Source organism: Limosilactobacillus sp. (genome assembly GCF_022482365.1).
Classification (GTDB): domain Bacteria; phylum Bacillota; class Bacilli; order Lactobacillales; family Lactobacillaceae; genus Limosilactobacillus.
Genome location: NZ_JAKVPE010000001.1, coordinates 261957 through 275021 on the forward strand (window position 1 = coordinate 261957; position 13065 = coordinate 275021).

Genomic DNA, 13065 nt, shown 5'->3' on the forward strand with positions numbered 1-13065 from the left:
GACACTGAGAAAGTGACTATCACGTACGTTGACCCAGACGGCAACCCAATCACAACTGACACGGTTACTGGCAAGGGCGGACAGCCAATTAACTACGACCAAACCAAGACGATCACCGAGCTGGAGAACAAGGGTTACGATGTTACGAACATTACTAACCCAACGACCGGTCAAAACTTCGACAATAACCCATCCGTCGATCAAACCTACACCGTTACGGTTAAACACGGCACAGCCCAGCTTGGTCCAAACGACCAGCATGAGCCAGGTACACCAATTAACCCGAACGATCCAAACGGTCCTAAGTGGCCTGCCAAGGATACCTACAGCAAGGACTACACTTACACGGTTCACTTCGTCGGACCAAACGGCGAAACCTTAACCGGCGATAATGTTCAAACCTCAACTTGGACGCGGACTGTCACCGTTGATAAGGTCACTGGCAAAGTCATCAGTGGCACGGACTGGACGCCAAGTCAGAAGAAGTACAGCGATGTCCAAGTGCCAGTTGTCGATGGTTACTACACCACCCAAAAGACAATCACTGGACAACCGGCCGTTCAGAAGAATATTTCGACGACCGTTTCCTACCAGAAGCTGGGTCAAATTATTCCGGTTGATCAGAACGGCAAGCAGATTGGTACTGGTCAGACCTACCAGAATGATCCAAACGATCCGACTAAGATCGCTGAAAACCAGACTGTGCCATCCGTCAACGGCTACACGCCAACGAACAACACAGTCACGCCAACCGCTCCGGGCGAGAACACGACGGTCACCTATACGAAGAACGGTGATAATGGTTCAACGATTAATGGCGGTAACACCAATACTGGCCAGAACAACAATGGCACCACGAATGGTTCGTCGACGACCAACGGCGGCCAGAATACTAGTGGCACTACCAATGGTTCATCATCTACTAATAGTGATCAAACCACCAACGGTAATACGAGTTCTAATCAGAACACTACTGCGGAGCAAGGTACTAATAGCGGTACTTTCAATGGTAATGGCACTTACAATGGCAATACTGCTGGCAACGGTCAGACTGGTAACGGTGGTGGTTACGCCGGAACAGTTGCTAATGGATTGCAAGGCCAAGCCGCAAACACGGTCAGCGGCACTAGCAACGCTACTTCCGATGGTGGCAACAACATCACATTGCCACAGACGGGCAACGATGCCGACACTAGCGCCATCCTGGCTGCCGCCGGAATTGAGTTAGCAGGTGCGCTCGGCCTAGCTGGACTCGCTGCTAAAAAGAAGCGTGAAAACTAAATATCCATTGCTCGTAGCAGAGTCTGCTCAAGAGTAAATAACCTCCCCAAATTTATTTACTTGATTCGAAACCAGGTGGATGGCTGCGGGCAATGAAAAGACCTCAGGAACTCATTCGAGTTGCCGAGGCCTTTTTGTTCGTTTAGGAGCGAAAAAATTAAAAAAAGTTTCGTGCAATTGGGCAATTCTTACGTCTTTATATATTAGGGGGATAAATCATCCGCCGAATAGATAAATGGAGGGTCTGCAATGGTACAATCAACGAGTTGGGAAGCGCAACTCCAAGCCGCTTCGACCAAATGGGAGCACCTCACCCTAGCCGATGACCGGATGTTTGGGATGGTGATGGAGGACAATCAGATCTGTCTGGAAGTGTTGCGACGGATTTTCCCGCAGCTAAATATCCAACACGTCCAACAGGTTGAGACGCAAAAGCAAGTTAATACTATGCTGGGGGTGAAGGCGCCGCGTTTTGATGTTTATGTTCGTGATGATCAGAAGCGGACTTATATTTTAGAAATGCAGGTGAAAAACAATCACAACCTGGTCAGCCGGGCGCGGCATTACCTGGACCAGGCTGATTTTGAGCTCCTCAAACCGGGCGACGACTACAAGCAATTTAACGACTTGCCGGTCTACGTGGTTTTCTTCTGTGATTTTGATTACTATGGCCTGGATTTTCCAGATTATTCCTTTGACGAGCGCTGCTTGCGGCAACTGTCGCTGTCGTCGGCGCCGGGGCGCTACAAGCTCTTCTTTAACGCCAAAACATCTGATTTTCGTGATAAGATAGGGCTAAAGGGATTCCTCCAGCTGATGTACAATGAGCGGACGCCGGGAGATGAGTTAGCGGAACGAATTTACGAAAAAATGGAGCGGATCAAGCGCGATCCAGAAAGGCGGCGGATTTTTATGAAGTACGAAATGGATTTAATGGATGCTAAAGATGAAGGTGTGGCAATTGGCCTTAAAAATGGTGAAGCGATCGGGCTGAAGAAAGGTCGTAAACAAGGCCGCAAACAAGGAATCGCTCAAGGTCGCAATGAGCAGCAAGCCAAGGACATTCTTCTGATGATTAAGGTGTTGAAAAACAAGCATTTTAGTAATGAGACAATTGAGCATGATTTGATGAGCAGCTATGGCTTGTCACGGCAAGAAGCACAAAAATACATGCAATAAATTTTGGTAGGGGCAGCCATGAGACAAATATTGTTTTGCGGCTGCCTTGCTCTTTTGTGACTAAATAAGGCTAAAGCAGTTCCTTCAGTTGATGTAACGAGCGGACGCCGGGAGATGAATTAGCGGAACGAATTTACGAGAAAATGGAGCGGATCAAGCGCGATCCAGAAAGGCGGCGGATTTTTATGAAGTACGAGATGGATTTAATCGATGCTAAAGATGAAGGCGTGGCAATTGGACTCAAGAATGGTGAGACGATCGGCTTGAAGAAGGGCCGCAAACAAGGAATCAAAGAGGGACGTAAACAAGCAATCAGTTCAGCAACTAAAATGTTAATTAGTCTGAAATTAGATAATGAGACGATTGTCCACCAATTGATGGATACTTATCAACTATCTTATGATGAGGCTCGGCATTATGTAGACCAAGCACGATAAGAAAATGAAGCGGTCATGAAGCATTTTTTCTTCATGGCTGCTTTGTTCTTTTATGCTCTGTTAATTTTAGCAGGACGGGTCAGGCGCGATCCAGAAAGGCGGCTGTGAGACAGAGATTGTTTCATGGCTGCCCTTTTTGCTTGCGCTTTGGCCAGGTCCTGCCCATTTTGGCGCAGAATGTCTGTTAAATTGCGATATAATAACAGTGGGGAGGCATTTAAAGGGGGATTAGCATGACGGTTTACAATATTAACTTGGGAATTGGCTGGGCCAATAGCGGAATCGAATACGCCCAAGCCTACCGAGTGAAGCTTTTGGAGCGATTGAAGGTTCCGGTGAAGGTGGTCTTTTCCAACATGTTGCTTGCCAACAATCTGGAAGAACTGACCAGCAACCTCGGCTTACACGATGACCAGATCATCTGGCTCTATAATTTTTTTACGGACGTCAAAATTGCACCGACGACCTACCAACTTGCCGCTTTTGAGCAGGGACTAGCGCCGGGCTTTCAAAAGAAGGGCTTGCCGGATGGCAAACAGGTCCAATACGACTATCGCCAAGCAGGCAAGCAGCTTCTGATCACGGCCCGACTCGATGACCCACAGCAGCAGACCATCGACCAGGTCTCATACTCATTAAATGGTCGGCTCTTGCAGCGGGATTTCTATTCCTACGTCAAGTACGCTAGTGAATATTACCAGGGGACGGCGGGGAAAAATTACGTTGTGGCCCGTGACTTCTACAATGAAGATGGTCAGCCAGCCTATCACCAATACTATGATCAGGGGCACGAACTCTACCAATTCGCGGACGGGCGCGTGCTTGCAAACAAGGACGCCCTCTACCGGGCAATGCTGCAGCAGCTCGATTTTCAGGCCAATGACGTGATCATCATGGACCGGCTGGATGAAGATAAAGAGTTGGCCAATGGTGAGCTGTTCTTGGAGAATCACGGTTCCGCCAAACTGGTGGTCCCGATTCATGCCGAACACTACAGCAAGGTGGGGACGACCAGTGAGCATATCCTCTGGAATAATTTCTATGACTATCAGTTTAATCATCCCCAGCAGATTGATGCCTATTTATTCGCAACCCCGCAGGAGCGCGATTTATTTGTGCGCCAGCAGACCCAGTATGGTCACTCACCCGTCCAGGCGGCCGCGATTCCGGTTGGCAGCCTGAGCAAGCTCCACTACTCGAATGGTCAGCGCAAAAAGCACGCGCTCATCACCGCCTCGCGTCTGGCGCCGGAAAAGCACTTAGATTGGCTGGTTCAGGCGGTGGCCCTCGCCCGTCACGATATTTCCGACGTGACGCTGGATATTTACGGCCAGGGGCCTGAATGGGAAAAATTGCAAAAGCTGATTGAACAGCTGGACGCGACCGATTACATCCGCCTGATGGGGCAGCATGATTTGACCACGACTTACACCCGGTATGCGGCCTACGCCTCCGCTTCGACGAGCGAGGGCTTCGGGTTGAGCCTACTGGAGGCGGTCGGCTCCGGTTTGCCGATCGTGGGCTTCGACGTTCCTTATGGCAATCCGACCTTCATTCAAAACGGGCAAACCGGCTACCTGATCCCGTATGATGAAAACGCTGCCGCGCAGGAGAAGTGGCAAAACCTGGCGGCGGGGATCGTCAAGCTTTTTAACCACCCGACCTTGGCAACTTTCCACCAGCAGGCCTATTTGGCAGCTGTGCCGTACTTGGACGCCAATGTTGTTGATAAGTGGCAGAACTTTTTGAGGGGGCTGGAAGATGCTAAACTTAATTGAAAAATTTGATCCGGCTTCCCGTCATTTCTGGGAATCCCAACGCCGTGCCGGCTTGACGATTCCGACAGTGGTCATGCACGATAACGGCTTCTTGCCGGATGAGGTCGATTCACCGATCAAGTTTTTCGGCCGTTATGATTCCCAGCGGCCGCCATTGTACTTTGACCGGTTGCCAGTGCCGGCATACTGGCGGGTCGTCGGTGATCAGCAGGCGGCGGCCATCTACCAGCTCAGCGAGAAGCGGGCAGACATCGTCTATTGGCAGCCAGAGAACCGTCAGCGGACCGTCCAGCTGGTGCAGTGGCGGGGGCGCGGCGGCGATATCTTATGGGTCGACCACTACAACCGCCACAGTTATCGCTTCGCCCGGACGGTTTACGACCATCAGCAGCCGACCCTGCGCCAGTACTTCGCTGCTGACGGGTCGACCTTTTTGACCATCAATCTCCTCACTGGCACCGTTGCGCTGATCTATCAGCAGCATCGACACTTCTTCAATGACTACGTTGAATTCGTGCGCTTCTATCTTGAGCTGCGTGGCTACCCGTTGGACCAGATCCTCTACAATACGCTCAACGAATCCTACCGACTGGCGCTGAGCCTCTCGGCGGCCGGTCAGGACACCCTCTTTTGGCACGAGCCGGTTAAGGGGGAGCTACCCGGCAATATGGTCAATTTAATGCAGAATCAAACGCGGACTCGACACATCGTCTTTCAGCGTTACCGCGACTGGCAGCGGTATCGGGCACAGCTAACGAGCTCCCAGGTTGATTTTCATTATTTGGGAATGGTCTATCCTGTCAAACGACAGAATCAGGACCGGCCCCGGGCCCTGATCGCCACCAATTCGGACCAGCTTGAGCAGCTAACGACTCTTGTTCAAGAACTGCCGGAGGTTCATTTTGACATCATGGCGGTGACCGAAATGTCGGCCAAGCTACTGGCCTTTCGGAAATTCGCCAACGTCAGCCTCTATCCAAATGTTACGGACCAACAGGCGGCGCGGCTCTGGCAGGCAGCCGACTTCTTCTTAGACATCAATCACGGTGCCGAGATTCTCCAGGCCCTGCGGCGCGCCTTTGAAGAGAACCAGCTGATCCTGGGCTTTGATTCGACGCTCCACGCCCCGCAGCTGGTATCACCGGCCAACGTTTTTGCGCCAAAGGATGCGGCCAAGCTGGCACAGCAGATTCGCGTGGCCCTAGCTTCGCCAACCCGTTTACAGGAACTCTTGACTGAGCAGCGACAGTTGGCGAGTGCCGTGACGGCAGAAGATTACCAGCAGCTTTTTAACATTTTATAAATCACAGCAGGCCGGTGAGCAACAAGACGTTCTCACTGGCCTTTTTGCGCGCCAGAAAATTCGGGCGCATTCGGCCAAGTTGATAGGGCCGGCGGGGAAGCTGTGATATAATCAAAAAGGAATTAACTACTAAAGGGGTTTTACTTAGATTGGTAGAAAAAAACGATGAAATTGAACAGGAATTCCGGATTGACAGCCCGGAAATTGAAGTGGGGATTCTTGGCCCCCAGGACAAGTTTGTTAGCCTGATTGAGCAGGGGATGGACGTTACCATCAACCCGTTTGGCGATAATCTGAAGGTCAAGGGGCAAGAGGAGGACGTCAAATTAACTGTCGACGTCTTTCACGCCCTGATCGACCTGCTGAATCAGGGAATTCGGATTCACAGTACCGACATTGTCAGCGCCATGAAGATGGCCCACCGCGGGACCCTCGAATACTTCGCCGACCTGTACAGCGAGACGATCATCAAGGACCGGCGCGGCCGGGCAATTCGGGTGAAGAACTTCGGTCAGCGCCAATACGTCAACGCGATGAAGCACAACGACATTACCTTTGGGATCGGACCGGCCGGAACCGGGAAGACCTACCTAGCCGTCGCCATGGCGGTGGCCGCCCTCAAACGCGGGGAGGTCGAACGGATTATCATCACCCGGCCGGCGGTTGAGGCCGGGGAGAGCCTTGGTTTCCTGCCGGGGGACCTCCAGGAAAAGGTCGACCCCTACCTGCGGCCAATCTACGACGCCTTAAACGACATCTTTGGTGCCGATCACACCCAGCGCCTGATGGAACGGGGCGTGATCGAAATTGCACCGCTTGCCTACATGCGGGGCCGGACGCTCGACGGGGCCTTCATCATCCTCGACGAAGCCCAGAACACGACCAACGCCCAGATGAAGATGTTCCTGACCCGGTTTGGCTTTGGCTCCAAGATGGTGGTCAACGGGGACATCTCCCAGATTGACCTCAAGCACGGCGTCCGCAGCGGACTGGTGGCGGCCCAGCGAATTCTGCAGAACGTCCGCTCAATTAAGTTCGTGACCTTCAGCGCCGAGGATGTCGTCCGGCACCCAGTCGTTGCCAGGATCATCGACGCCTACGAGGAAGCGACGACCAAGCAGCAGGCAGCAAAGAAGAAGGCAAGGGAGGACCAGACCAATGGATCTGACGATTTACGATCAAACGACTGACGGGATCAGCGAGGAACAGCGTGAATTAATTAACAAGCTGCTCCAGTTTGCGGCGAACAAACTCGGCCTGGCGGACAGCACCGAGATGTCCGTGACCCTGATGAATAACCCGGCCATCAAGAAACTGAACGCCGAATACCGTAACGTTGACCGCGCTACCGACGTGCTGAGCTTTGCGGCCGAAGAAAACGGCGACGAGACACCGATCATCATGGACCCGGAGCTGGCGGCCGAATTGTCAGTCAACCTCGGTGATCTTTTCATTTCCGTTGACAAGGTGGCCGAACAGGCGAAGTTCCTCGGCCACTCCACCGAGCGGGAACTTGGCTTTTTAGTGGTCCACGGTTTCCTGCACCTGAACGGCTACGATCACGTTCAACCGGAAGACGAAAAGAAGATGTTTAGCCTGCAGCGGGAGATTCTCGATGAGTATGGACTCCAACGATAAGCACCAGGTTACGAAGAACCGCCACCTGCTTCAGGCGATGGGGCACGCCTTTGACGGTATTGTCGCCATGCTGCGGGACGAACGCAACATGCGTTTCCACGTCCTGGCGGCGGTCTTGGCCGTGATGGTCGGCTGGTGGCTGAAGATTAGTACGGAAGACTGGCTCTGGATCTTGTTGGTGATTTTCCTGGTTCTGGCCGCCGAATTTTTGAACACGGTCACCGAGGCGATCACCGACCTGCTCGTGGGCCATCATTACGATATTAACGTTAAAAAGGCCAAGGACGTGGCCGCCGGCGGAGTTCTGCTGGCGGCACTCTTTGCCGTGGCGGTCGGGGCAATCATTTTTGTTCCCCGACTGCTTGTACTTATAAGATAGGAAGAAAATATGGATAATCCAAACTACAAATCGGGCTTTGTGGCCCTCATCGGCCGGCCAAACGTCGGCAAATCAACCCTTTTGAATTACATCGTCGGCCAAAAGGTGGCGATCATGAGCAACGTTGCCCAGACGACACGCAACAAGATTCAAGGAATCTACACCAGCAAAGACGCCCAGATCGTCTTCATTGACACCCCGGGGGTTCATAAGCCGGCCACCAAGCTCGGCGACTTCATGGAGCGGTCCACGATGTCGGCTCTAGACGAAGTCGACGCCGTCCTCTTCGTGGTCAGCGCAACCGAAAAGCGGGGCGCCGGTGACGACTTTATCATTAACCACCTCAAGCAGGTCAAGCAGCCGATCTACCTGGTCATCAACAAGATCGACCAGGTCAGTCCCAACGATCTGCCGGACATCGTTGACCAGTACAAGGACGCCCTGCCCTTTAAGGCGGTCGTTCCCGTTTCGGCCCTCCAGGGGAATAACGTTAACGGCCTGATTAACCAATTGGTGGACGGCTTGCCACATGGGCCACAGTACTATCCCGAAGATCAGATTTCCGATCACCCGGAGCGCTTCGTCGTGGCCGAGATGATCCGGGAGAAGATCTTCATGCTGACGCGTGACGAGGTGCCGCATTCCGTGGCCGTCGACGTCACCTCCATCAAGCGTGAGGACGAACAGCACGTTCATATCTCCGCCAACATCGTCGTGGAGCGTCCCGGCCAAAAGGGAATCATCATCGGCAAGAAGGGTCAGATGCTCAAGAAAATCGGGACCATGGCCCGGCAAGACATTGAACGCTTGCTTGGCGACAAGGTATTCCTCCAGCTCTGGGTCAAGGTTGTTCCCGGCTGGCGGGACAAGTCGGCAATGCTGAAGGATTACGGCTACCGCAACAAGGACTACTAAAGCAAAGGGGGCTTGGCAGTGGCCCGGGAGATAACTGACTTTCGCGGAATCATCATCTCGCGCCAGGACTACCGTGAACGCGATCTTCTGGTGAAAATCCTGACCGACAAGATCGGCCCGGCAATGTTCTTCGTCCGCGGGGCCAAGAAGCGGGGAAACCGGCTGGCGGCCGACATCCTGCCCTTTACCCACGGGACCTACATTGGCGCCCTGGCCGATGACGGGCTGAGCTTTATCAATACTGCCAGCGAGACCCACCAGTACCGGCACATCGCCGACGATCTGGCCCGCAACGCCTACGCAACCTATATTCTGTCCCTAGTCGACCACGCCTTTCCCGACCACCGGAGAATCGGTGGTTGGTTTGACCAGGTGGCCGCCGCTCTGGAACGGATCGATCAGGGGGTTGACCCCCAGGCGGTAGCCAACGTGATCGCCATTCAATTGCTGGCGATGTTCGGGGTGGCACCGAACTGGGACCAGTGCGTCATCTGCGGGCGCAACCAGTGGCCGCTGGATTTCTCCGAGCAGTACGGGGGGATGCTTTGCAGTCAGCATTGGCACCTCGATCCGCGCCGGCTTCACCTGGACCGCCGCACGATCTACTTTTTGCAACGCCTGGCCCATGCCAACCTGCAAAAAATCCAAACGATCAAGATCAATCCGGTCACGATGCGCCATATCCAGGCGGTCGTCGATACGCTCTATGACGACCAGGTCGGTCTCCGCTTGAAGAGCAAGCACTTTATCGACCAGATGAACCGCCTGGAACAAAAGATGGGGAAAATCTCTTCAAACGATTGACAATCAGGGGGACATTCTCTATTATTAGGTACGTATTAATTTGAATACCGGCAATGACGGAGAAAAATGATGATTGACACCGCCACAGCGAGCGAGGATGGGTGCAAGCCCCGCGCGGTGGATCATCAGCAGGCCCTCCAGCAGCCGACTGAACTAAGCTGTTTTGCAGAGATGCAAAAAAGCAGGGTGGAACCGCGAAGTTAACCTCGTCCCTGCAGTTACTGGATCATAGTAGCTGCCGGGGCGTTTTATTTTGAGAAGGGAAGAATGACGATGACAACGAAAAAGCTAAGTGTCCAAGACATCATCTTTACGCTTGAACAATACTGGGCTAAGCAGGGCTGCATGCTGATGCAGGCCTACGATACCGAAAAGGGTGCCGGGACGATGAGCCCTTACACCTTCCTGCGTGCGATTGGACCAGAGCCGTGGAGCGCGGCCTATGTTGAACCATCCCGCCGGCCAGCTGATGGTCGTTACGGCCAGAACCCGAACCGGTTGTACCAGCACCACCAGTTCCAGGTGATCATGAAGCCATCACCGGACAACATCCAGGACCTCTACCTGGGCAGTCTGAAGGAACTGGGGATCGATCCGCTGGAACACGATATTCGGTTCGTGGAAGATAACTGGGAGAACCCGTCAATGGGCTGTGCCGGTGTTGGTTGGGAAATCTGGCTGGACGGGATGGAAGTCACCCAGTTCACCTACTTCCAAGTCGTCGGTGAATTGCAGATGCACCCGGTTGCTTCCGAAGTTACCTACGGGCTGGAACGGCTGGCCGAATACATCCAAAACGTTGATTCCGTCTACGACCTCGAATGGGCCGACGGGGTGCTCTACGGTGATATCTTCAAGGAACCGGAATACGAACACTCCAAGTACTCCTTTGAAGAAAGCAACCAGGAGATGCTGTTGAAGTTCTTCAATGATTATGAAGCCGAAGCCAAGCGGCTGATCAAGCTCGGCCTGGTTCACCCGGCCTACGACTACGTTTTGAAGTGCAGCCACACCTTTAACCTGCTGGACGCCCGGGGCGCGGTTTCCGTCACCGAGCGGGCTGGCTACCTGCACCGGATCCGGATCATGGCCAAGACGATCGCCAAGGCCTTTGTTGAGGAACGGCGCAAGCGTGGTTTCCCATTGATTCACGATGAAAAGTTACGGCAAAAGACCTTAGACGAATATACCAAGCGGGCTGAAAAAGCCAAGCAGCGGGCCGCAAAGCAAGCGGCTAAAAAGACCAAGCAAGCGCAAAAGGGGGACAAGTAAGATGGCTAACTCATATTTACTCGAAGTCGGCGTTGAAGAAATGCCTGCCCACGTGGTGACGCCAAGCATTAAGCAGCTGCACCAACGGGTTGCCGACTATCTGAAGGAAGAACGAATTTCCTTCGACTCAATTAAGGAATTTGCAACGCCACGGCGGATGGCACTCTTGATCTCGGGACTGGGTGACAAGCAGCCCGACATTGACGAATCCGTCAAGGGCCCGGCCAAGAAGATTGCCCAGGATCAGGATGGCAACTGGACCAAGGCGGCCATCGGATTTACCCGTGGTCAGGGGGCCACGGTCGACGACATCGAGTTCAAGGAAGTCAAGGGCGTTGAATACGTCTTCGTTGAAAAGCACATTGCCGGCAAGTCGGTTGCCGAAGTGCTCCAGGGACTGCCGGATGTCATCACGGCCATGAACTTCCCAACCCTGATGCGCTGGGGGTACAACAACCTGCAATTTATCCGGCCGATCCGCTGGCTGGTCTCCCTGCTCAACGACCAGGTAGTGCCGTTTAAGATCCTGGACGTGGAAGCCGGCCGGACCACCCGCGGCCACCGTTTCCTGGGTCACGATGTTGAACTCAAGCAGGCCACCGATTACGAGGACGCTCTGCAGGCCGACTTTGTCATTGCCGACCAGGCTAAGCGCAAGCAAATCATCACCGACCAGATCGACGCGATTGTTAAGAAGAACGATTGGGTAATCAACAAGGACGCCGACCTCTTAGAAGAGGTTAATAACCTGGTTGAATGGCCAACTGCCTTTGCCGGTTCCTTTGACCCGAAGTACCTGGCCCTGCCTGATCCGGTCCTGATTACCTCAATGAAGGACAACCAGCGCTTCTTCTATCTGCGTGATCATGACGGCAAGCTCCTGCCACACTTCATCGCTGTTCGCAACGGGAACAGTGACTACCTGGACAACGTTATCAAGGGGAACGAACGGGTGCTGGTTCCACGGCTAGAAGATGCCAAGTTCTTCTACGATGAAGACCAGAAGATCACGATCGACGAGTATGTTGAACGCCTCAAGCGGGTCAGCTTCCACGACAAGATCAGCTCGATGTATGACAAGATGCAGCGGGTTGCTGTGATCGCCCAGCTGTTGGGGAACCACCTCGGCCTGAGTGATGAAGAACTGGCCGACCTTGACCGGGCCGCTCACATCTACAAGTTCGACCTGACGACGCAGATGGTCGGTGAATTCGCCGAGCTGCAGGGGATCATGGGTGAAATCTACGCCCAGCTCTTCGGCGAAAAGGATGACGTGGCCGTGGCCATCCGGGAACACTACATGCCGATTTCCGCTGAGGGTGCCCTGCCGGAGACGAAGATCGGGGCTGTTCTGGCAATTGCCGACAAGCTCGACAGCATCATCTCCTTCTTTGCCGTCGGGATGATCCCGAGCGGCTCCAACGACCCATACGCTCTGCGGCGCCAGGCCTTTGGGATCGTGCGGATCATCAACGCCCGCAACTGGCACCTGCCGCTGATGGGCATCCAACCGGAACTGGCGGCCGCCTTCAAGCAGGCCGGCATCGAACTGCCGTACGCACTGGACGAAAACAAGGGCCAGGTCCGTGCCTTCTTCCTCGACCGCTTGAAGCAGCTCTTCAGTGGTGAAAAGCTGCGTCACGATATCACCGACGCGGTTACCGATACTAAGGCCGACGACATTGCCAACGTGATCGAGGCCGCTCAGGCAATCGATGCCCACAAGGACGACGCCGACTTCAAGGAAACGATCGAGGCCCTGACGCGGGTTCTGCGGATCGCCAAGAAGGGGAAGTTCGGTGCGGAGATCACGGTTGATCCGGCACTCTTCGTCAACCCGTCCGAAAAGAAGCTCTATGACGCCGTGGCTGCCGTTCAAGCAGCCGCAGCCGGCCGGACTGTCGCTGAAAACTTCGCCGCCCTGCGTTCACTGGCACCGGTGATCAGTGAATACTTCGACGAAAACATGATCATGGACAAGGACGAGGCGGTTCGGCGCAACCGGCTGGCCCAGCTGACCATCCTGGCCCGGCTGGCAGCACTGGTTGGGAACCTGGACGACCTGATTGTGAAGTAATC

Annotated in this window: 12 protein-coding genes; all 12 read left to right on the forward strand. The window is 53.9% G+C overall.

What is annotated here, in order from left to right:
• Positions 1 to 12: 12 nt before the first annotated feature.
• The 12 genes from LKE23_RS01260 to glyS all read left to right on the forward strand — a co-directional run bounded on the left by LKE23_RS01260 (position 13) and on the right by glyS (position 13063).
• On the forward strand, positions 13 to 1281 hold the full coding sequence (locus LKE23_RS01260) for a mucin-binding protein (RefSeq protein ID WP_291977678.1): 1269 nt from the start codon (positions 13 to 15) through the stop codon (positions 1279 to 1281).
• A gap of 249 nt (positions 1282 to 1530) precedes the next feature.
• A complete protein-coding gene (locus LKE23_RS01265; protein WP_291977679.1) occupies positions 1531 to 2460 on the forward strand; it encodes an Rpn family recombination-promoting nuclease/putative transposase in 930 nt (309 codons plus the stop codon).
• A gap of 185 nt (positions 2461 to 2645) precedes the next feature.
• Complete coding sequence (locus tag LKE23_RS01270; protein ID WP_267202191.1) at positions 2646 to 2897, forward strand: hypothetical protein; 252 nt, start codon at positions 2646 to 2648, stop codon at positions 2895 to 2897.
• A gap of 233 nt (positions 2898 to 3130) precedes the next feature.
• Positions 3131 to 4675, forward strand: coding sequence for an accessory Sec system glycosyltransferase GtfA (gene gtfA / locus LKE23_RS01275; protein ID WP_291977681.1), 1545 nt, complete (start codon positions 3131 to 3133; stop codon positions 4673 to 4675).
• Positions 4659 to 5978, forward strand: a complete 1320-nt coding sequence (gtfB, locus tag LKE23_RS01280) for an accessory Sec system glycosylation chaperone GtfB (RefSeq protein ID WP_291977682.1) — start codon at positions 4659 to 4661, stop codon at positions 5976 to 5978. The genes gtfA and gtfB overlap by 17 nt, the downstream gene beginning before the upstream one ends.
• A 149-nt stretch (positions 5979 to 6127) precedes the next feature.
• The gene (locus tag LKE23_RS01285) at positions 6128 to 7168 is read left to right on the forward strand and encodes a PhoH family protein (RefSeq protein ID WP_291977683.1); all 1041 of its coding nucleotides are present in this window, start codon (positions 6128 to 6130) and stop codon (positions 7166 to 7168) included.
• Positions 7137 to 7616 carry an rRNA maturation RNase YbeY gene (ybeY, locus tag LKE23_RS01290; protein WP_291977684.1) on the forward strand — a complete coding sequence of 160 codons (480 nt, stop codon included), beginning with the start codon at positions 7137 to 7139 and terminating at the stop codon, positions 7614 to 7616. The genes LKE23_RS01285 and ybeY overlap by 32 nt, the downstream gene beginning before the upstream one ends.
• Positions 7600 to 7995, forward strand: coding sequence for a diacylglycerol kinase family protein (locus LKE23_RS01295; RefSeq protein WP_291978304.1), 396 nt, complete (start codon positions 7600 to 7602; stop codon positions 7993 to 7995). Before ybeY ends, LKE23_RS01295 begins: the two co-directional genes overlap by 17 nt.
• A 9-nt stretch (positions 7996 to 8004) precedes the next feature.
• Positions 8005 to 8910, forward strand: a complete 906-nt coding sequence (gene era / locus LKE23_RS01300; RefSeq protein WP_291977686.1) for a GTPase Era — start codon at positions 8005 to 8007, stop codon at positions 8908 to 8910.
• A gap of 18 nt (positions 8911 to 8928) precedes the next feature.
• Positions 8929 to 9714: a DNA repair protein RecO gene (gene recO, locus LKE23_RS01305; protein ID WP_291977688.1), complete on the forward strand. Its 786-nt coding sequence runs from the start codon at positions 8929 to 8931 to the stop codon at positions 9712 to 9714.
• Between the two features lie 273 nt (positions 9715 to 9987).
• Positions 9988 to 10986 carry a glycine--tRNA ligase subunit alpha gene (glyQ, locus tag LKE23_RS01310; protein WP_291977689.1) on the forward strand — a complete coding sequence of 333 codons (999 nt, stop codon included), beginning with the start codon at positions 9988 to 9990 and terminating at the stop codon, positions 10984 to 10986.
• Between the two features lies 1 nt (position 10987).
• Positions 10988 to 13063 carry a glycine--tRNA ligase subunit beta gene (gene glyS / locus LKE23_RS01315; protein WP_291977690.1) on the forward strand — a complete coding sequence of 692 codons (2076 nt, stop codon included), beginning with the start codon at positions 10988 to 10990 and terminating at the stop codon, positions 13061 to 13063.
• Positions 13064 to 13065: the final 2 nt, after the last annotated feature.